Origin of the sequence: Cryobacterium sp. TMS1-13-1 (assembly GCF_004403125.1) — a bacterium.
GTDB classification, from domain to species: domain Bacteria; phylum Actinomycetota; class Actinomycetes; order Actinomycetales; family Microbacteriaceae; genus Cryobacterium; species Cryobacterium levicorallinum.
In genome coordinates this window covers 839,289-858,315 of record NZ_SOGX01000010.1, presented here as the reverse complement: position 1 = coordinate 858,315, position 19,027 = coordinate 839,289, and the positions used below count along the sequence as shown (strand labels likewise).

The 19,027-nt window shown below is 66.1% G+C and carries 23 protein-coding genes; all 23 read left to right on the top strand.

The annotated features are described in order from the left end of the window. Positions 1-105 precede the first annotated feature (105 nt). Positions 106-447: a flagellar basal body protein gene (locus E3T31_RS13385; protein ID WP_104132884.1), complete on the top strand. Its 342-nt coding sequence runs from the start codon at positions 106-108 to the stop codon at positions 445-447. Then, complete coding sequence (locus E3T31_RS13380; RefSeq protein ID WP_134469128.1) at positions 444-833, top strand: flagellar basal body rod protein FlgC; 390 nt, start codon at positions 444-446, stop codon at positions 831-833. The genes E3T31_RS13385 and E3T31_RS13380 overlap by 4 nt, the downstream gene beginning before the upstream one ends. After that, complete coding sequence (locus E3T31_RS13375) at positions 833-1,147, top strand: flagellar hook-basal body complex protein FliE (protein WP_092450645.1); 315 nt, start codon at positions 833-835, stop codon at positions 1,145-1,147. The genes E3T31_RS13380 and E3T31_RS13375 overlap by 1 nt, the downstream gene beginning before the upstream one ends. Further along, on the top strand, positions 1,147-2,790 hold the full coding sequence (fliF, locus tag E3T31_RS13370; RefSeq protein WP_134469126.1) for a flagellar basal-body MS-ring/collar protein FliF: 1,644 nt from the start codon (positions 1,147-1,149) through the stop codon (positions 2,788-2,790). The genes E3T31_RS13375 and fliF overlap by 1 nt, the downstream gene beginning before the upstream one ends. Then, the gene (gene fliG, locus E3T31_RS13365) at positions 2,787-3,830 is read left to right on the top strand and encodes a flagellar motor switch protein FliG (RefSeq protein ID WP_134469124.1); all 1,044 of its coding nucleotides are present in this window, start codon (positions 2,787-2,789) and stop codon (positions 3,828-3,830) included. The genes fliF and fliG overlap by 4 nt, the downstream gene beginning before the upstream one ends. Further along, entirely contained in the window at positions 3,820-4,449 is a 630-nt protein-coding gene (locus E3T31_RS13360; RefSeq protein WP_166788505.1) for a FliH/SctL family protein, read from the top strand. Before fliG ends, E3T31_RS13360 begins: the two co-directional genes overlap by 11 nt. Then, a complete protein-coding gene (locus tag E3T31_RS13355) occupies positions 4,446-5,789 on the top strand; it encodes a FliI/YscN family ATPase (RefSeq protein WP_134469120.1) in 1,344 nt (447 codons plus the stop codon). Before E3T31_RS13360 ends, E3T31_RS13355 begins: the two co-directional genes overlap by 4 nt. After that, complete coding sequence (locus E3T31_RS13350) at positions 5,786-6,244, top strand: flagellar FliJ family protein (protein WP_134469118.1); 459 nt, start codon at positions 5,786-5,788, stop codon at positions 6,242-6,244. Before E3T31_RS13355 ends, E3T31_RS13350 begins: the two co-directional genes overlap by 4 nt. Continuing rightward, on the top strand, positions 6,241-6,900 hold the full coding sequence (locus tag E3T31_RS13345; protein ID WP_134469116.1) for a C40 family peptidase: 660 nt from the start codon (positions 6,241-6,243) through the stop codon (positions 6,898-6,900). The genes E3T31_RS13350 and E3T31_RS13345 overlap by 4 nt, the downstream gene beginning before the upstream one ends. Next, positions 6,897-8,648 carry a flagellar hook-length control protein FliK gene (locus E3T31_RS13340; RefSeq protein WP_134469114.1) on the top strand — a complete coding sequence of 584 codons (1,752 nt, stop codon included), beginning with the start codon at positions 6,897-6,899 and terminating at the stop codon, positions 8,646-8,648. Before E3T31_RS13345 ends, E3T31_RS13340 begins: the two co-directional genes overlap by 4 nt. Positions 8,649-8,663: 15 nt before the next feature. Continuing rightward, positions 8,664-9,092: a flagellar hook assembly protein FlgD gene (locus E3T31_RS13335; protein ID WP_134469112.1), complete on the top strand. Its 429-nt coding sequence runs from the start codon at positions 8,664-8,666 to the stop codon at positions 9,090-9,092. A 56-nt stretch (positions 9,093-9,148) separates the two neighbouring features. Then, positions 9,149-10,339: a flagellar hook protein FlgE gene (locus E3T31_RS13330; RefSeq protein WP_134469110.1), complete on the top strand. Its 1,191-nt coding sequence runs from the start codon at positions 9,149-9,151 to the stop codon at positions 10,337-10,339. Between the two features lie 276 nt (positions 10,340-10,615). Beyond that, on the top strand, positions 10,616-11,560 hold the full coding sequence (locus E3T31_RS13325; RefSeq protein WP_134469108.1) for a hypothetical protein: 945 nt from the start codon (positions 10,616-10,618) through the stop codon (positions 11,558-11,560). A 160-nt stretch (positions 11,561-11,720) separates the two neighbouring features. Continuing rightward, on the top strand, positions 11,721-11,954 hold the full coding sequence (locus tag E3T31_RS13320) for a flagellar FlbD family protein (protein WP_134469106.1): 234 nt from the start codon (positions 11,721-11,723) through the stop codon (positions 11,952-11,954). Continuing rightward, positions 11,954-12,814: a motility protein A gene (locus tag E3T31_RS13315; RefSeq protein WP_134469104.1), complete on the top strand. Its 861-nt coding sequence runs from the start codon at positions 11,954-11,956 to the stop codon at positions 12,812-12,814. Before E3T31_RS13320 ends, E3T31_RS13315 begins: the two co-directional genes overlap by 1 nt. Further along, positions 12,811-13,701 carry a flagellar motor protein MotB gene (locus E3T31_RS13310; RefSeq protein WP_134469102.1) on the top strand — a complete coding sequence of 297 codons (891 nt, stop codon included), beginning with the start codon at positions 12,811-12,813 and terminating at the stop codon, positions 13,699-13,701. The genes E3T31_RS13315 and E3T31_RS13310 overlap by 4 nt, the downstream gene beginning before the upstream one ends. Before the next feature lie 64 nt (positions 13,702-13,765). Further along, on the top strand, positions 13,766-14,677 hold the full coding sequence (locus tag E3T31_RS13305) for a flagellar motor switch protein FliM (protein WP_241977913.1): 912 nt from the start codon (positions 13,766-13,768) through the stop codon (positions 14,675-14,677). Then, positions 14,674-15,378 (top strand): flagellar motor switch protein FliN, encoded by a 705-nt coding sequence (gene fliN / locus E3T31_RS13300; RefSeq protein ID WP_134469098.1) that lies wholly within the window; start codon positions 14,674-14,676, stop codon positions 15,376-15,378. The genes E3T31_RS13305 and fliN overlap by 4 nt, the downstream gene beginning before the upstream one ends. Positions 15,379-15,381: 3 nt before the next feature. Further along, positions 15,382-15,903: a flagellar biosynthetic protein FliO gene (locus E3T31_RS13295; protein ID WP_134469096.1), complete on the top strand. Its 522-nt coding sequence runs from the start codon at positions 15,382-15,384 to the stop codon at positions 15,901-15,903. Further along, positions 15,900-16,769 (top strand): flagellar type III secretion system pore protein FliP, encoded by an 870-nt coding sequence (fliP, locus tag E3T31_RS13290; protein WP_241977911.1) that lies wholly within the window; start codon positions 15,900-15,902, stop codon positions 16,767-16,769. The genes E3T31_RS13295 and fliP overlap by 4 nt, the downstream gene beginning before the upstream one ends. Beyond that, positions 16,766-17,041, top strand: coding sequence for a flagellar biosynthesis protein FliQ (fliQ, locus tag E3T31_RS13285; RefSeq protein ID WP_134469094.1), 276 nt, complete (start codon positions 16,766-16,768; stop codon positions 17,039-17,041). The genes fliP and fliQ overlap by 4 nt, the downstream gene beginning before the upstream one ends. Then, positions 17,042-17,800 (top strand): flagellar biosynthetic protein FliR, encoded by a 759-nt coding sequence (locus tag E3T31_RS13280; protein ID WP_134469092.1) that lies wholly within the window; start codon positions 17,042-17,044, stop codon positions 17,798-17,800. Then, positions 17,801-19,027, top strand: a complete 1,227-nt coding sequence (locus tag E3T31_RS13275) for a flagellar biosynthesis protein FlhB (protein ID WP_134469090.1) — start codon at positions 17,801-17,803, stop codon at positions 19,025-19,027.

Sequence of the window (19,027 nt, the reverse complement as noted above, 5' to 3'; positions counted from 1 at the left end):
CTTACACAGCGTCTACCCCCGCCGATAGGTACTATCGAGCATGGATTGCTCACCATCGGGCCAAGGATTGGCCGTTTATGTCTTTCGTCGACGAAACGGGTAGTTGTGCTTGATTCCGTGACCTCTGTGGCCCTCACCAGTGCACTGGATGGCCTCGCGCTGCGCCAGCGCACCATCGCGAACAATATCGCCAACATCAATACGCCGAACTATCACGCCAAGGTCGTCTCGTTCGAGAATGCCCTGGCCCAGTCGGTGCAGGCCGGCGAAGGCAAAGTCACCGCGGCCACGACGCGTTCCACCGAGGCGACGAACCTCAACGGCAACAACGTGAACCTCGATACCGAGACCCTCGCCAACATCGACGCCCTGCTGCGCTACCAGTTCGCGGCGAAGGCCGTTGACGGCCCAGCGACGGCGATGCGCACCGCGCTGCGGACCAGCTGATGACCGACGCGATCAGCATCTCCGGCAGCGGAATGACGATGCACCGCAAATGGCTCGACGCCATCGCCGACAACTTGGCCAACGCCAACACGGTCAAGGCCACCAACGGTCCAGCCTTCCAGGAACGCTTCATCATGGCTCAAGAGGGTCAGGGCACCTCCGGGGTTGGGGCATCTGCCGCTTTCGGAGACGCGGCCGGCACTCTCGTCTATGAGCCGACGCATCCGCTCGCCGATGAGGCCGGTTACGTGCGTTACCCCGACATTGACATGGCCGAGCAGATGGCACACCTCATCATGGCTCAGCGCGGATACCAGGCCAACGCGGCCGTGGTTGACCGGGCCAAGACCGCTTACGAAGCAGCACTACAGATCGGACGTGGCTGATGCCTATTGGCGCAATCGGCTTTCCTCCCGCCATCATCGGCGCCAGCACCACTGGCGGCGTCATGGGCTCTTCGAGCACCACCGCGACCGGTGGGGCCGGTTTCGGCAACGCGCTGTCCGGCGCCGTCGACAACCTGCAGGGTCTGTCGTCCGCATCCAACGAACTTTCCATCCAGGCCGTCAACGGCAGCCTCGATGACATTCACACCGCCACCATTGCCAGTACCCGTGCACAGCTCACGATGGAGCTCGTCGCCGCCGTTCGTAACAAGGGCGTCGACGCGTTCAACGAGATCATGAGGATGCAGGCATAATGCCCCGTCAGGTAAGTTCTATCTTTCGCCGCTTCGGCAATGCCGTTCGCGAATTCACCGTCGCCCAGCGCACGGTGGCCATCATCGGCATCGCCGTGCTCGTGCTCGGCGCATCCGCGCTCGGCATGTTCCTCACCAAGCCCGCCTACACCCCCCTATTCACCGGCCTGAGCGGCACGGACGCCAGCAGCATCGTCGACCAGCTCACCGCCGACGGCGTCAGCTATGAACTCGCCGACGGCGGCGCCAGCATCCTGGTTCCCGAAGCGGATGTTTACAGCCAGCGCATCAAGGCTTCCGCGGCCGGCCTGCCCTCCTCGAGCACCGGGGGATACTCCCTGCTCGACACCATGGGCGTCACGTCGAGCGAGTTCCAGCAGTCGGTGACCTACAAGCGTGCGCTCGAGGGCGAACTCGCCCAGACCATCGGAGCGATGAACGGCGTGCAGACCGCGTCGGTGCAGCTGGCGATCCCGAAAGACACCGTCTTTGTGTCCGAGAAGAATGCGCCGACGGCATCCGTTTTCGTGCAGGCCCGCAACGGCGTCACCCTGTCGAGCGACCAGGTTCAGGCGATTGTGCACCTGACCAGCGCCTCCATCGACGGTATGAAGGCCTCGGATGTAGCTGTCATCGACTCGACCGGCGCCGTTCTCTCGGCCGTCGGCATCGGCGCCACCGGCTCCGCCGACAAGCAGGCCTCCGACTATGAATCCGGCGTGCAAAGCGCCGTGCAGGCCATGCTCGACAAGGTCGTCGGTGTCGGCAACGCCACCGTCGTCGTCGCCGCTGACCTGAGCACCGAATCAGCCTCCCGCGTCGAAGAGTCCTTCACCTCCCCGACCGAGGCGCTCACCCTGAGCGACTCGGTCGACACCGAGACCTACACCGGCACCGGCGGCGCCGCGGCCGGGGTGCTCGGCACCGATACGGCGGCCACGACAGAAGGCACCGACGGTACCTTCAGCTCCGAATCCACCACCCGCAATAATGCCGTCAACAAGGTCACCGAGAACCGCACCATTCCGGCCGGATCGATCACCCGTCAGACGGTATCCGTCGCCCTCAACGCCGACGCCGCCGCGGGCATCAACGTTGCCGACGTCACCTCGCTGGTCACCTCGGCGGCCGGTATCGACGCTGTGCGCGGCGACGCCGTGACCGTTGAGGTCATGGCCTTCAGCACCGTCGGCGCAACCGCAGCGGCCGACGCGCTCAAGGCGTCGACGGATGCTGCCTCCGCAGCGGCCACCGCCGAGATCATTCGCATCGCCGTCATCGTGCTCGGCATCGTCGCCGCCATCGTCATCAGCCTCGTGTTCTACGCTCGCCGGTCACGCCGTCAGCGTCGCGAGTCGGTCGAGATCGGCGAACTCAGCGAGACCCAAGGCATGCTCGGCGGCCTCGGCGGTGTCGGCGCTCTCACCGGCCCCGGCGCCAACCCCTCGAACTCGGCCATCGCCGGCCCCGGTTCGCTGTTCTTCAACCCGACTGACCTGCCGACCCAGGTCATTCGTACGGTTCACTTTGAACCGACCGAAGCAGACATCCGTCGTGGTGAAATCGACGCACTGGCCCAGAACGACCCCCGCGGCATGGCTGAGCAGCTGCGCGGCCTGATGGACGACCGGCAGAGCGTATGACCGAGACCGTAGCGATCCCCACGGTCGCCCGAACGGATGCTCCCCTCACCGGCACCCAAAAGGTGGCCGTCGTGCTCATGAACATGGATCGCCAGCGTGCGACCGAGGTCATGAAACAGTTCACCGAGGTCGAGGCCGAGGACATCGTCTCCGAGATCGTGCAGCTGCGCAAGGTCGACTCCAGCATCGCCGAGGCGATCCTGACCGAGTTCCACGAAATGACCCAGCGCGGCGGACGTCACGCCCGCGGCGGCCACGACTTCGCGATGGGCCTGCTCGAGGCCTCCTTCGGCGCTGAGCGCTCGGCCGGCATGATGACCCGCGTGGCGACATCGATGGCCAGCAAGGCGTTCGAATTTCTCGACTCCTCTGAACCCACCGATGTGCTCAACCTGCTCGACGGCGAAATGCCCCAGACCATCGCCCTCGTGCTCGCCCACCTGCGCCGCGACCAGGCCTCCGGTGTGCTCACCGGCATGGACCCGAGCCTGCGCACCGACGTCGCCCGCTGCATCGCCACGATGGGCAGCGCCACCCCCGAATCCATCCGCGTCGTGACCGAATCGCTCAAGCAGCGGGCGGGTTCCCTCGCCTCCCGCGAGGTCACCGAGGTCGTCGGCGGAATTCAGCCGCTCGTCGATATTCTCAATCAAGCGGATGCCGCCACCGAGCGCGCCCTGCTCGAGGGCCTCGAAGAGAGCGACCCGGATCTGGCCGAAGAAGTGCGCTCGCGCATGCTGACCTTCAACGACATCGTCAAGCTGGAAAGCCGCGACGTGCAGCAGGTTCTGCGTGGAATCGACACCACGGTTCTCGCGATGGCTATGAAGAGCACCACCTCCGCGGTTTCCGAAGTCATTCGCGCGAACCTGTCCGAGCGCAACCGCGATGTGCTCGACGACGAGATCCGCAGCCTGGGCCCGGTTCGCATGAGCCAGGTCGAGGATGCCCGTGCCAGTGTTGTGCGTGCCATTCGCGACATGGAAGCCCAGGGAATCATCACCGTGCAGCGCGGATCGGACGACGAATATGTCAGCTGACACCGTTTTCGGCCGAATCTCTTTTCCCCGCCTGCACGACGACGAGCGCATCCGCGCCGACGAAACCGCGCGCGCCCAGGGGCACGCTGCCGGTTACGCCGAAGGCCTGCGCGCGGCGACGGTCGAGATCGATCGCATCAAGCTCGACCTGCAAGCCGAACGTGAGCAGGGCGAGCGTCTCGTGGCGGCGAAAATGGATCGCGGAGTGCGCGTGCTGAATGCCGCAGCCACCGCCCTCAACCACCGCAGCCTGCCGGTGCTGGTCGACGCCGAAAACACACTCCTGGCCTGCGCGCTGCAACTGGCCGAAGCCATTATCGGCAACGAACTCAGCCGCACCGAGGCATCCGCTCGGCGAGCCCTCGACCGCGCCATGCGGTCGGTTGACGCCGGCGACCGCACGTCGGCCCACAGCATCCGCATGAATCCCGAAGATCTGCCGCTGCTCGACGCGACGACCGTGCGCCTCAGCGGCGTGACCTTCATCTCCGACGCACAGATCAAGCGCGGGGATGCCATCGCCGAATTCAACGACGGAATTCTCGACGCCCGCATCGAGACCGCCCTGGCCCGAGCGAAAGAGATTCTGCTCGCCGATGCCGCGGGCCAGACCCCATGACCACGACGACCACGTGGCGCCCGCACGCCGACGCCTTCGCCTCGGCGTTGCGGGTCGCGCGCCCCGAGCGAATCGGCGTCGTGTCGTCGATCGTCGGCCTCGGCGTCGAAGTACGGGGCTTGCGCTCCGCCATCGGTGACCTCGTCGTTCTCGGCGGTGAAACGGATGCGCCGGGCATCGACGCCGAAGTCGTCGCGACCACCCGCGACAGCATCCGCTGCATGCCGCTCGGCCGCATGACCGGACTCCGCGCGGGAGCCCGCGCGCGCGCCGCGCACAGCCCCCTGCTCGTTCCCACCGGTTCCGGCCTGTTCGGCCGCGTCATCGACGGCCTCGGCCGCCCGATCGACGGCAAGGGCCCGCTGGTCTCCGACGGCGCCGTGGCGCTCGAAAACGACAGCCCCTCGGCCATGCACCGCGCCCGCATCACCACTCCGCTGCACCTGGGAGTGCGCGTGCTCGACACCCTCACCACGGTCGGTCGCGGCCAGCGCCTGGGCCTGTTCGCCGGCAGCGGCGTCGGCAAGTCCTCGCTGCTGTCGATGATCGCCCGCGGAACGGATGCCGAAGTATCGGTCATTGCCCTGGTGGGGGAGCGCGGCCGTGAGGTGCGCGAATTCCTCGAAGACGACCTCGGAGCCGAGGGCCTGGCCCGCTCCATCGTCGTGGTCTCGACGTCTGATGAACCCGCCATGATGCGACTCCGCGCGGCCTTCACCGCCACCCGCATCGCCGAATCTTTTCGCGCGTGCGGCGCCGACGTCATGCTCATGATGGACTCGCTCACCCGCGTGGCCATGGCCCAGCGCGAAATCGGCCTGTCGGTCGGCGAACCACCGGCCACCCGCGGTTACCCGCCCTCGACCTTCTCCGTGCTGGCTCGTCTGCTCGAACGCGCCGGTACTGACGAGGTCGGCTCGATCACGGGCATGTACACCGTGCTCGTCGACGGTGACGACCACAACGAACCCATCGCTGACGCTGCCAGGTCCATTCTCGACGGCCACGTCGTTCTCGACCGCAAACTCGCCATCACCGGCCATTTTCCCTCCGTCGACGTGCTCGGGTCGATCTCGCGCGTGGCGTCGCGGGTGAACTCGCCCGAGCGCAACGCCATCGCGACGACCCTGCGCAAGGTGCTTGCCGCGCGGTCGGCCGCCCAGGACCTGCTCGACGTCGGCGCCTACCGCGCCGGCACCAACCCGCTGGTTGACGCTGCCGTTGCGCACGATGCTGCCATCAAGTCGTTCCTGCAGCAGCGGATGGACGACCAGACTCCCTCAGACGCGGCCTGGCAGCAGCTCGCCGGGCTCACCAGAAAGTTGGGTGGCGTGCAATGATTCGTCATTTTCCGTTGGCGGGCCTGCTTCGCCTGCGCCACCTGCAGCAGGACCAGGCGGCGAGCGACCTGGCCGAAGCGAATGCGCGAGTGGCCGCGAATGAAGCGCGTCGCGGCCGGGCACGATCGGCCCTCAGCGCCACGTCGATCACGCCGGACACCGTCGCAGCCATGAACGCCATGGCCGCGGCACGGTCGTCGTCCCGCAGTATGCTCGCTGACCTCGATGCCCTGGGCCGCAACAACGCTGCGTCGCTCGGAGAGGCTCAGGCCGCCTTCGATGCGGCTCGCGCCGAAGCGATCGCCCTGGAGAAGCTCGAGGTTCGTCACCACGAAACCGCCCAGGCCGAAGAGCTTCGCGCCGAACAGATCGTGCTCGATGAAATCGCCTCAACCCGGTGGCACCAAGAGCCCACCGACACTCCAACTTCGCCCGAGAAAGGTGATTCAGAATGACCATGATCGCTGCTATGGGACGCATCGAGCAGATCCAGTCGATGATGCAGCAGCTTGCCTCCGGACCGCGCGCGGCGACGACCACCGTCGCCGCAGCCACGGCTGCCGCCGCGACGGCCTCGGCCGAGAGCTTCGCCGCGTCCATGGCCTCCGCGCTGGGCACGGCCGGCGGGGCATCCGCTGCCGGAGCATCCGCTCTCGGAGCGAACGGCGGAGCGACCGGAACCAACGTCGTCGACGCCGCCAAGAAGTACATCGGCGTTCCTTACGTCTTCGGCGGTGAGGACGCGAGCGGAATGGACTGCTCCGGCCTCGTGCAAAAGGTATATTCCGATGTTGGAATAGATATGCCGCGTCTGGTTTCCGGCCAGATGAAGATGGGCACCGAGGTGGCATCGCTGGCCGAAGCCCAGCCCGGCGACCTCATCGTCACCGGCGGCGGCGACCACATTCTTATCTACGCCGGCAACAACAAAATCATCCACGCACCATACGCCGGGCGCGATGTCTGCCTGCGTGACGTCTATATGTCAGATTCGGAGATCACGACCATTCGTCGCATTATTCCCACCGCTGCGGCGGGAACCACGGGCGCCGCCAGCGCAGACATGTTGAGCGCCGCCTTCGCTGCCATCGCCAAGGGCGGCGCGGCATGAGCCTCGCACTGAACCAGTTCCGTTCCGGCGGAGCAGCCGGCCTGTCCGGCGCCCCCCGCACGGGCGCTGCCACCGGCACCCCCTCGGTCGGAGCCAACGGTTTCGCCTCGGCTATGGCCGATTCCGTCGCCGACCTTGCGACCGCTCGCCGCTCAGCCACAGCGGATGCCGACCGCTCCCGTTCCGCCCACGAGGCTCGCGCCGACGACCACGCGCGCGCCGCGGACCAGGCCGCAGCCTACCGGGAACGCCGTTCGATGTCGGGCGACCGCCCGGCCGCGCTGCAGGATCGTGCCGATCGTGCTGCTGACCGTTCGGCCGATCGTTCGGCCGATCGTGTTACCGACAGCGCTGCCGCTCGCACCGCCGACCGTGCGGCGGACAGCGCTGCTGCCCGTGCCGCGGATCGTGCGAGCGATTCGTCGTCAGCAGGCTCCACCACGTCGTCGGTCAACGCTTCAGCGGTCAACGCTTCAGCGGTCAACGCTTCAGCGGCCACCGACTCGGTAGCTGCCGACTCCGCTGCTGACCGTGCCGGTGCCCGAACCGGAAACGACGAACAGTCGTCGACCGGGCAGGATGCGAGCTCGACCGAGCCGACAGCAGCTGCACAGTCCGGCGACTCCGCCGCCGCTGGCACAACGCCGCCGCACCTCGGCACTGTCGCTCCGAACGCGTCGGGCCTGGAAACAGGCGAGCCCGCCGCCGGCGCGCCCGGCGATGCCCGCACCTTCGGTGTGTCGGCGGACACTGTAGAACTCACTGCCGAACTCACCGCAGAACCCGCCGCGGAAGCCTCTGCCGGTACCGCGGACGCTGACGTTCTTGACGCCGACACCGCTTCGATGGGCACGACCACCGGTTCAGCCGCCGTCATGGCCGCTTCGAGCCTGGCCGGTGCAGTGGCCGCACCGGCGGCCTCCGCCGCCTCGACCGGAGCCACCGCCCGAACGGCCGCGACCCCGGCACCGGCGTCCGCCGTCGGCACCGGCGCCACGGCATCCTCGGGCAGCGCCGCCGCCGTCGTCATCGCGCCGACCGCATCGGGCGCGCCCGCAGGGTCGGCCGGAGCGCAGGCACCGAACGCCGCACCGACCGCCGGCGCACCGACCTCTGCTGCACCGACCGCCGTGGCCGCGGCAGCCACGTTCCTGACCGCCGTAGCAAACGAAGCCGGTCGCGGCCCGAAGCTCGGCGCCGTGCGCATCGTCACAACGGATGCCCCAGCTCCGTCCCCGACACCCGGCCTCGCCGCGCCGACCGTACCCGCGGCCAGCCTGACGCCGGTCGCGGCACCCGCGCCCGTCGCATCCGCTGTGCCGGTGCCTTTGGCCGCGCAGATCGCCAGGCCACTGTTCTCGCTGGCCAATGTGGCACCCGGCCAGCACACGCTGACCATCACCGTGAACCCCGACAACCTCGGCCCGGTCACCGTGCGTGCTCACGTATCGCCCGACAGTATTCGGGTGGAGCTGTTCGCTCCCACCGATCTGGCCCGCGAAGCACTGCGCGCCATCATGCCCGACTTGCGCCGCGACCTGGCCGGCGGGGGACTGAGTGCGCAACTCGATCTCTCGTCGCAGAACCAGGCGGGGGATCTGGCCGGAGACTCGCCGGGCACCAAGCAGCCCCGGCCCGAGCAATCGCCCAGAAACCTGCTGGAGCGCGAGCCCGACACTCCTAACGGCGAGCAACCGCTTCGCCCCGTCACATTCGGATCCGCGTCGACCATCGACGTAATGGCTTAGAAAGAGAGACCAACCATGCCAGTAGACGCAGTAGCTGCCGCCGGGGCCGCCGGGTTGTACTCCGGCGCGACCACCCGCACGCCGAGCCAGTCGATGGACTCGGAGGTGTTCATGAATCTGCTGGTCACCCAGCTGCAGAACCAGGACCCCTCCTCGCCGATGGACACCAACCAGATGATCGCCCAGACCACCCAGCTGGCGATGATGGAGAAAATCACCGAGATGGCCACGGCCAGCCAGGAGAGCTTCTCGCTGCAGATGCGCTCATCCGCCGCCGCGCTCGTCGGCCAAACCGTCACCTACACAATGGGTGACGGCACCGAGACTACTGGAATCGCTTCCTCGGTCTCGTTCAAGGACGCGGTTCCGCAGGTCACGATCGGCGGCAAGTCGATCGCCCTCGACGCTGTCTCCGGGGTCACCACGGCCGCTTCCTCCTCCTAACTTCTCTCCACCCCCACTTTTTTATCCCCGTTCGCTTTTTTGAAAGGCACATTCTCATGCTTCGTTCTCTTTACTCCGGCATCTCTGGTCTTCGCTCGCACCAGGCCATGCTCGACGTCACCGGCAACAACATCGCCAACGTCAACACCACCGGCTTCAAGGCCTCGGCCGCGCAGTTTCAGGACACGCTCTCGCAGCTGACCTCCGGCGCTGGCGCTCCGCAGGGCGAGGTCGGTGGCACCAACCCGGCCCAGATCGGGCTCGGCGTGCAGGTTGCGGGCATCTCCACCAACTTCTCTCAGGGCTCCTCGCAGGCCACCGGCAAGTCCACCGATCTGCTGATCTCCGGCGACGGACTGTTCATCACCAAGATGGGCGGCGAAACTCTTTACACCCGCGCCGGCTCGTTCGACTTCGACTCCGCCGGCCGCCTGGTCACGCCCGACGGTTCCATCGTGCAGGGTTGGGGCGCGAACAACGGCGTTGTCGCCGACGGCGGCCCGACGAGCAATATCACGCTGCCGGTCGGTGCGATCATCGGTGCGACCCCCACGACCACTGCGACGTTCACGGGTAACCTGCCGTCGGATACTGTCGAGGGCGATGCTCCGCTCGTTCGCGACTTCACGGTGTTCGACGACCTCGGTGCTTCCAGTACCGTGACACTCACGTTTACCCGCTCACTCGGCGCCTCGTCTTATCCAACGGATGGCTGGAACGTCACCAATGCTGCGACAGGTGGCTCCGTCAGCCTCGCTGCAGACGGTAGCGGTGGCTTCATCGCCACTGGCGGACCGCTTTCGACCGATATCGACATCGATCTGAGCGGCCTTGAAGGCTACGCCAACCTCACCACCGTCACCGGCACCGCGACCAACGGCAAGGCCGCCGGAACGCTGAACTCTTACACGCTCAGTGCCGACGGAACACTGGTCGGGCTGTTCAGCAACGGTGAGCAGCTCGCCATCGGTCGTATCGCCCTCGCAAACTTCGTCAACCCGGGCGGACTGGAGAAGGCCGGCGGCTCGGCCTACCGCGCCACGTTCAACTCGGGAGACCCGACCATCGGTACCGCCGGCACCGTTGGACTCGGCTCGCTCTCCAGCGGCGCCCTCGAAATGTCGAACGTCGACCTGTCGCAGGAGTTCACCAACCTCATCGTCGCGCAGCGTGGCTTCCAGGCCAACGCCCGCATCATCACCACCTCCGACGAGGTCCTGCAGGAGCTCACCAACCTGAAGCGCTAACCCCGCCTCCGGCGGCCCAAAGGGGCACCCTCCCAATTCCGACGGGTGCCCCCTTCCTTTCCCTGCCCTCAGTCTCAGTGGACAACTTCGTGGGGTCCTGGCCCGCTCGCACCCCACAATCTTGTCCACTCACCTGTGGGCCCTGGGACCCAGGGCGCCCAGGCGGTCGCCGCCGCGTCCTCAGTGGACAACTTCGGGCGGTCCCGGACCGCCCACACCCCACAAAGTTGTCCACTCAGCCCAGGCCTGTGCATAACCTCAACGGGCGAGCACGGGATGCGTCATCCTCTTGTCGTGACCGAACGCCGCAACCTCCCGCCGCACCTGCAAACCCACCCCTTTACCGTGGCTCGCGGCACGGAAAACGGGCTCTCCACCGGGCGTATGCGCGCCAGCGACCTGGCCCGCCCATTCTGGGGCGTGCGCACACCGGCATCCGTTTCGCTGAGCGTGCGCACCCGGTGCTCCGCCCTCGCCACACGTATGCCGGTGGGCAGCTTCTTCAGTCACGACACGGCAGCCCTGCTGCTGGGTGCACCGCTCCCGCTCCATCGCTCCGGCGTTTCCACCTCCCTGCACGTGGGTGTTCCCCTGCCCGGCCGCGCCCTGCGGCTGAATGGGGTCACCGGACACTCCTTGGCCGTGCACGACACCGACCTGATCGACTGGTTCGGCCTCAGCATCACGAGCCCGGCACGCACTTGGTGCGATCTCGCTGACACCCTGAACCTGCGCCAGCTGGTCGCGGTGGGCGACTTTCTGATCCACTGGGAATCGCCCCTGGCCACCTTCGACGAGCTCGTCCGCGCCGTCGATGGCCATCGGCGCGGAAAGCTGCTCCTGCACAAGGCTCTCCTGCTGCTGAGCGACCGCGCCGAATCCTCGCCGGAGTCTGAGCTGCGGGTCGTCGTGGTGACGAACGGTCTGCCGCGCCCACTCGTCAATGAGAACGTCTTCTCCGCCTCCGGACGGTTCCTGGCGCGCGCGGACCTGTACTTCAAGGACTACGGCGAGCTCCTCGAGTATGAGGGCGACCAGCACCGAACCGACCAGCTGCAGTGGCGCCGAGATCTCACCCGCACCGCCGACCTGGAGTCCGAGGGACTGCACGTCACCCGGGTCAACGCCGAGGACCTGCGACACGAGGCTGCGCTCGTGGCGCGGATCGCCCGCAACCTGCAACGTCGCGGGTGGCTCGGGTCTCCCCGGCCCGTTCAGTAGACGACTTCGGTGGGTGATCGGGGGCGCGCACCCACCGAAGTTGTCCGCTGAACGGATGCTGCTGGACACGGGCACCTAAGCAATCTAACGCCAGCAGCGCAATGACCGACAGTAGCGGTTGATACCTCGACTGGGGGTGTCAGAAACCAGGGAAGAGCTCATGATCGTACTCACGCGGCTGAATGAGAGCCACTTTGCGATCAATCCCGACCTGATCGAACGCATCCACGCCAACCCGGACACGACGCTCGTCATGGTCGATGGCGCCAACTTCATCGTGACCGAGTCCATGGACGAAGTCATCGAAAAAATCGCGAACTATCGGGCTCACGTCATCGCCCTCGCCTATGACCCGACGGCCAGTGACCTGCCGCGGGGACCACGGGCCATCTAGTGGATCCCGCAACAATCATTGGCATTGTGGTCGCCTTCGGCGCCCTGTACGCCATGCTCACCATCGAGGGCAGCTATGTGTCGTCCCTTCTGCTTCCGGCGCCGATGATCCTCGTGTTCGGAGCGACCATCGCCGTGGGGATCGCCGGCGGAACTGTGCGCGACACCATCACCGCGTTCAAGGCGCTCCCCGGAGCGTTTCGCGGCAAGACCACACCGCCGGTGCAGGTCATCGACCAGGTCGTCGGCATCGCCGAGACTGCGCGCAAATCCGGCCTGTTGGCGCTCGAGCAGGAAGCCGACAACGTTTCCGACCCGTTCCTGCGCGGCGCCCTGCAGAACATCGCCGACGGTACAGACGGTGACGAACTGCGCATGCTGCTCGAGGACGAAATCGCCACCAAGGCCAGATCGGGTCGGAACGCCTCGAAGTTCTTCACGAGCCTCGGCGGCTACGCCCCGACCGTCGGCATCATCGGCACCGTCGTATCGTTGACCCACGTGCTGGAGAACCTGGACACACCGGATACGCTCGGTCCGATGATCGCCGCAGCGTTCATCGCCACCCTGTGGGGACTGCTCTCGGCCAACTTTCTCTGGCTTCCTATCGGTGCGCGGTTGCGCCGCCTGTCCGACATCGAAATCGACCGGCTCACGCTCCTGATGGAGGGTGTCCTCGCCGTGCAGGCCGGCAGTCAGCCGCGTCTGCTCGGCGAACGCCTGCGTGCCATGGTTCCACTCGAGGACCTGCCCAAGGGTGAGGCGAAGGCGAAAGTAGCGGGTGAGGCGCTCACCGGCAAGGTCAAAACGAAGTCCAAGGGCAAGAAGGCCACGGCTGAAGACACCGCCGAAGCAGCATGAGTGCGCGGAGACGTAAGCGCAAGGAGGGTCCAGACGACGAGCCGGAGCACTTCGACGAACGCTGGATGGCCTCGTACATGGACATGGTCACCGTGCTGATGTGTATGTTCATCGTGCTGTTCTCCATGTCAACGGTCGACCAGAGCAAGTACGAAAAACTGGCTAATTCCCTGGCCACCGGTTTCGGCACCGTCGAGGTCGGCAGCATCGACACCGCTGAAGGCGTCGTCGTTCCCGCCGAAATGGTCGATGACGTGGCCGAGGGGTTCATCGACGAGACCCTCACCGATGCCGAACAGGCCGTGGCCGAAGTGGTCAAACTGAACGCGATCGAAGAGAGCATCAATGCCAACCTGTCGGCCGCCGGTATGGCCGAGCGGGTGGAATTCTTCATCGACGAGCGTGGGCTGACCATGGGGTTGGTCGGTACGGACTCCTTCTTCGCCCCGGACAGCACCGCGCTCAGCGCCGTTGCCGTAGCCGTGCTGGATGCTGCCGCACCGGCCATCGTCCACTCCGCGTTGCAGATATCCGTCGAAGGCCATGCTGACAAGCACGGACAGTCGGCGACCTTCGCCACCGACTGGGAGCTCTCCTCCGGGCGGGCAACCCAGGTGCTGCGGCGCCTGGTGGAGCAGGGTGGCGTCAATCCCACCCTCATCGGCGCCGTCGGCTACGGGTCGGCCCGGCCGGTGTCCGAGGGAAGCAGCCTGTCGGAGATGGCCCAGAACCGGCGCGTCGATATTGTGCTGCTTTCCACCCTGCCCGATAGTGTGCGAGACCTGATTCCCGCGGCCGTCGATGGCACGTTGTCGCAGGACACCAGCGAAACCTCGACGGATGCCGGCGAAACGGAAGACAGCGCTCCTGCCACATCAGGGCATTAGGCATCCGTTAAGTGATTTTTGCTCAACTTCTAACATTTTGGCCCGCACGGCCGATAGTGCAAACGTGACGGTCCAGGAACAGATTCAAACAGGTGCGCCCATTAAGGCGGTGAAGTCGGTGGAGTTGTATGACTTCCGCCGGCCGACGACATTGGCGCGCGATCATGCTCGCGTCCTTGAACTCGCCTTCGAGACATTTGCCCGCCAGTGGGGCACTCAGATCACCGCGCGGGTTCGTGCGCTCTGCACGATCACCTGTGATCAGGTGCTGATGCAGACCTACGACGAATATGCCGGATCGCTCCCGCCCAAGACGGCCATGGTGCTCTGCACGATCTCCGCTCTGGAGGCCAAGTCGGTCATACAGCTGCCGACGGTGACCGGACTGACCTGGGTGAACCACATGCTCGGCGGCAACGGTTCTCAGGTGATTCCGGCCGGGCGCAACTTCACCCCGATCGAACTCGCACTCATGCGACAGATGATGACCGAGGCGCTCGAAGACCTGCGCTACTCGTTCGGCCCGCTGCTGGTCAACGATTTCGCCGTCGATGGCATCCAGTACAACTCGCAGTTCGCCCAGGCTGCGGCCCCGGCCGACCTGATGATTGTCGCGACCTTCTCGATTCGCATCGAACGCAACACGACGACCGCGACACTAGCCATCCCCGCCGCGGCACTCATGCCGCAGCTTGGGGAGGCCAACCCCATGCGCATCACCACGAACTCGGCCGAATACCTGCAGGCACAGCTCGCTGCCGTTCCGGTCGATGTGGCACTGCGGCTGACCCCGGCCCGAGTGTTGCCCAGCAGAATTCTCTCCCTCATGGTCGGCGACGTGCTCCCCATCCCGCACCCCAAGCATCGCCCGCTTGATCTCGCCGTCGGAGACCAGGCCCTGGCCCGGGCTGCCGTCGGAGCCAACGGCTCCCGCCTCGCCTGCATCGTCATCGACACCGAAGAAAGCACCCCATGATCTCCAATCAGTCAGTCTCCGAAGCCGCCGTCGACGCACTCCTGCGCGTTCTTCCCACGGCCGTGCCCCTGCACGCCACCGCGCACAGTGGCAGCGCAGCACTGACCGCCCGGTTCGGCTCCAGCGTGGTTGCCTCCTTCGTCGGGTCCAGCTCCGCCGATTTGGCCGTCGTGCTCATGGATGCGTCCTCGCTCGACGCCGCGTCCGGCGCAGCCCCGTCACTCGTCTCCAGCCAGGACGTGCTGCGGCCCGCTCTGGAAAGTGCGGCGAGCGTGCTCGGCATCGGTGTGCTCGGCGATTCCCGCGTCGAAGACGCGTCTACCCTCTTTCTCGCCGACGACACCCAGGTGTTCGAGCTCAGCGCCGGCGGCGTCGTGACCGGCTGGTTCGCGATTCGTCTGCGCTCCAATGGCACCATCGGCGGGGGATCGGCCACGATCAATAAGGCGGTTCTCGGCAACCTCGGTCGCATCAACAACGTCGAAATGACCCTGACCGTGGAGATCGGCCGCACTCGCATGGCCGTTCGCGACGTGCTCTCGCTCGAACCCGGCGCCGTCATCGAACTCGACCGTTCCGCCGGCGCGCCCGCCGACATTCTGCTCAATGGGCGTCTCATCGCCCACGGCGAAATCGTCGTCGTCGACCAGGACTACGCCGTACGCATCACCCAGATTCTCGACGTCGTCGAAGGCCTCTAATACATGGATACCCTCATCGTCGCCCTGCGGGTCGTCCTCTCGCTCGGCGTGGTGTTCGGGTTGCTCTGGTACCTGCAGCGCCGCCTGGTCAAGGGTGGTCGGGTCAAGCTCTCCGCAAACCTCGTCACCGTGGTCGGCCGCGCCAACGTAGGCCAGAAGGCATCCGTTGTTGTCGTCGACGTTGACGGTCAGCGACTCATTCTCGGCGTCACCGAGCACGCCGTCAGCGTGCTGCACGGCAGCCCGGCCTCCATCGACGATGCCGGTGAAGCGGATGCCGTCGCTACACTCACCGACACCACCACCGTCCCAGCCCAGTCACCAGCCCAAGCCTCCGCCGCCATTTTCGCCCGATCCCTCGACTCGGCCGCGTCGGACGACACCCTCGCGCCGACCCTCGCATTCCGCCCGCGCCGCAAGGGCCCGCCGGCACCGAAAACTACACCGCCCTCCCGCCTGGCCGGCTCGATCCTGTCCCCGGCCACCTGGTCCCAGACTGCCGCCGCCCTTCGGAACGGCCGGTGAGCACCGTACTCCCTCGGTCGACCAACCGCGGCAACGTCGCGCGCGTCGGCATCCTGATTCTCTTCGTGATCGTGCTCACGGCCGCCTTCCTCTGGCTGGGCGCTCACGCCTCCCACGCCGTGACGGTCGACCCGACCGCACCGACCGATCCGACCGAGCCCACCGACCCGACCAACCCCGACGACAGCGGCGGTGGCGGCCTGAGCGTCGACATCAACGGTCCGAACGGCGCGCCGTCTTCGGCCATCGTCACGCTCCTCGGAATCACGTTGCTCTCGGTGGCCCCGGCGTTGCTGCTCATGATGACGAGTTTCACCAAGATATTCGTCGTGCTCGCGATGACCCGCAACGCGCTGGCCCTGCCATCGATTCCGCCGAACCAGGTGCTCGCCGGACTGGCCCTGTTCCTGTCGCTGTTCATCATGTCGCCGGTGCTCACCGACATCAACAGTGTCGCTCTGCAGCCCTACCTCGACGGCACCATGACCTTCACCGACGCCCTCAACCTCGGCTCCGAGCCGCTGCGGCAATTCATGATGGCCAACACCCGCGGTGAAGACCTCGCGCTGATGACCCGGGCGGCCGACCAGCCGAACCCGAACAGCCCCGACGATGTGACGCTGTTGACGCTCATTCCGGCGTTCATGATCTCCGAGCTGCGCGCCGCCTTCATTATCGGCTTCGTCATCTTCATCCCGTTCCTGGTCATCGACATCGTGGTCTCGGCCGCTCTCATGTCCATGGGCATGATGATGCTCCCGCCGGTCATGATCTCGCTGCCCTTCAAAATTTTGCTGTTCATTCTCGTCGACGGTTGGGGACTCATCATCACCTCGCTCATCGGCAGTTACCAGATGGTCACATGAATACCAACGCGGTTCTCGATATTGGCCTGCAGGCCCTCATTCTCGCCGCCAAGCTCTCGGCGCCGATGCTCATCACGGCCCTCGTCGTCGGCTTTGCCATCTCGCTGCTGCAGTCGATCACCCAGATTCAGGAAGTCACCCTCTCCTTCGTGCCCAAGGCCATTGCCGTCTCCTTCGCGCTGCTGATCTGCGGGCACTGGATGATTTCCGAGTCCGTGGCCTTCACCAACCAGATGTTCGAGAAGATCCCCTCCCTCCTCGGCGGTGGCTGAGTGGAATTCGTTCTCAACTACGCCTGGATCGAAGCGGTCATGCTGTCCGGTGTGCGCATGGTGGCGTTCATCGTCATCGCGCCGCCGTTCTCCTACAACGCCATTCCGCTGCGTATTAAAGGGATGCTCGCGGTCGCGTTCGCCCTGGCCATGTCGCCGCGCGTCGCCGATGGCTACGTGTCGCAAAACACGGCGGGCTTCATGGGCGCCCTCGTGCTCGAAATCGTAGTCGGCGCGCTGCTCGGTTTTCTGGTCTACCTCATCTTCGCCGCCGTGCAGTCCGCCGGTGGCCTGATCGACATGTTCAGCGGATTCCAGATGGCGCAGGGCTTCGACCCACAGTCCATGGTCAACGGCGCCCAGTTCACCCGGCTGTTCCAGATGACCGCCCTCGCCCTCATGTTCGCCTCCGGCGCCTACCAGCTCATTATCGGCGGCCTCGCCCGCAGCTTCACCGCCATTCCGCTCGGCGGCGGCATCGACTTCGCTGACCCCGCGCAGGCGCTCATCGCCGCCGTCACCCAAATGTTCCTCGCGTCCGTGCAGATCGCCGGCCCGCTGCTCGTCGTGCTTTTTCTCGCGGATGCCGGCCTCGGCCTGCTCACGCGCGTCGCCCCGGCCCTCAACGCCTTCGCCCTCGGTTTTCCCCTCAAAATTCTCATCACCCTCACCCTCGCGGCGACCGTATTCGTCGCCCTCCCGCAGATCGTGTCCTCGCTCACCGGCGAGGCGCTCGATGCACTTATGGGGGTGCAATAAATGGCTGAGGATTCCGGCGAAAAGACCGAACTAGCCACCCCGAAGCGCATGAAGGAGGTGCGTGAGAAGGGTCAGCTCTCCAAATCCCAGGACATCACGGCCTGGCTCGGCGTCGGCGCGGCCGCCCTCATGCTGCCCACCACGATCGAGCGGGGCGCGGCCGCGGGCACCGGCCAGATGTTCATGATCGGTACCCTCGCCGCCAGCCCAGACACCGATGTTGCGGTGCAGGCGCTCGGTAACGGGCTGGTCTCGATGGCCGAGGTGCTGACCCCGTTCTTCGTCGTGGTCCTGGTGGTCGTGCTCGGCGGAGCGGCGCTGCAGGGCGGCATCCACTTTAAGAAGTTCACGGGAAAATACGAGCAGTTCAACGTCATCACCGGCATGAAGCGGGTGTTCGGCGGCCAGGCACTGTGGGAAGGCGTTAAGGTTCTCGCCAAGACCGCCGTCGTTGGCTTCGTGCTGTACATGGTCATTCAGGGCCTCATGCCGGTGCTGATGACTGCGGGCGGACTCCCCGTGTCGGAGCTTATGATCGCGGCGACGGGCGGCGCGGCAGCACTCCTGCAGGCCGCCGTCGTGGCCGGTCTCGTGCTCGCCGCCGCCGACGTCTTCGTGGTCATGCGGCGCAACCGCAAGAAAACCCGCATGTCCAAGAAAGAGGTCAAGGATGAGAACAAAGCCGCCGAGGGTGACCCGCTGATCAAATCCCAGCGCCGGTCTCGTCAGATCATGATGAGCCGCAACCGCATGATTTCTGCGGTAGCGGATGCCGATGTCGTGTTGGTCAACCCGACTCACGTCGCCGTCGCGCTCAAGTACGAACCGGGCCGGTCAGCGCCGCGGGTCATCGCCAAGGGACTCGGCCACGTGGCCGCCCGCATTCGTGAGCAGGCCGACACCGACCGGGTGCCGATCGTGCAGGACATCCCCCTGGCCCGAGCCCTGCACGCGGCCTGCGAGATCGGCGAGGAGATTCCCGCCGATATGTACAACGCCGTGGCCCGGGTCCTCGCCTTCGTGCTGGCCCTGAAAGCCCGCGGCAGTACCGGGGCCGGCGTGCACACCATGTCCTCGCCGTTCGGCGGCGCCCGCCCGATGCCCTCAAGCCAAACCCAGACCACGCAAACCCAGACCACGCAAACCCAGACCACGCAAACCCAGACCACGCAAACCCAGACCACGCAAACCCAGACCACCCAGACCCAGACAGCCGGAGGCCGTTGA

Coding starts and splice junctions, on each gene's coding strand:
- E3T31_RS13375 (WP_092450645.1), top strand. CDS start 833: ATGCCTATTGGCGCAATCGGCTTTCCTCCCGCCATCATCGGCGCCAGC.
- fliF (WP_134469126.1), top strand. CDS start 1,147: ATGCCCCGTCAGGTAAGTTCTATCTTTCGCCGCTTCGGCAATGCCGTT.
- fliG (WP_134469124.1), top strand. CDS start 2,787: ATGACCGAGACCGTAGCGATCCCCACGGTCGCCCGAACGGATGCTCCC.
- E3T31_RS13360 (WP_166788505.1), top strand. CDS start 3,820: ATGTCAGCTGACACCGTTTTCGGCCGAATCTCTTTTCCCCGCCTGCAC.
- E3T31_RS13355 (WP_134469120.1), top strand. CDS start 4,446: ATGACCACGACGACCACGTGGCGCCCGCACGCCGACGCCTTCGCCTCG.
- E3T31_RS13350 (WP_134469118.1), top strand. CDS start 5,786: ATGATTCGTCATTTTCCGTTGGCGGGCCTGCTTCGCCTGCGCCACCTG.
- E3T31_RS13345 (WP_134469116.1), top strand. CDS start 6,241: ATGACCATGATCGCTGCTATGGGACGCATCGAGCAGATCCAGTCGATG.
- E3T31_RS13340 (WP_134469114.1), top strand. CDS start 6,897: ATGAGCCTCGCACTGAACCAGTTCCGTTCCGGCGGAGCAGCCGGCCTG.
- E3T31_RS13335 (WP_134469112.1), top strand. CDS start 8,664: ATGCCAGTAGACGCAGTAGCTGCCGCCGGGGCCGCCGGGTTGTACTCC.
- E3T31_RS13330 (WP_134469110.1), top strand. CDS start 9,149: ATGCTTCGTTCTCTTTACTCCGGCATCTCTGGTCTTCGCTCGCACCAG.
- E3T31_RS13325 (WP_134469108.1), top strand. CDS start 10,616: ATGCGTCATCCTCTTGTCGTGACCGAACGCCGCAACCTCCCGCCGCAC.
- E3T31_RS13320 (WP_134469106.1), top strand. CDS start 11,721: ATGATCGTACTCACGCGGCTGAATGAGAGCCACTTTGCGATCAATCCC.
- E3T31_RS13310 (WP_134469102.1), top strand. CDS start 12,811: ATGAGTGCGCGGAGACGTAAGCGCAAGGAGGGTCCAGACGACGAGCCG.
- fliN (WP_134469098.1), top strand. CDS start 14,674: ATGATCTCCAATCAGTCAGTCTCCGAAGCCGCCGTCGACGCACTCCTG.
- E3T31_RS13295 (WP_134469096.1), top strand. CDS start 15,382: ATGGATACCCTCATCGTCGCCCTGCGGGTCGTCCTCTCGCTCGGCGTG.
- fliQ (WP_134469094.1), top strand. CDS start 16,766: ATGAATACCAACGCGGTTCTCGATATTGGCCTGCAGGCCCTCATTCTC.
- E3T31_RS13275 (WP_134469090.1), top strand. CDS start 17,801: ATGGCTGAGGATTCCGGCGAAAAGACCGAACTAGCCACCCCGAAGCGC.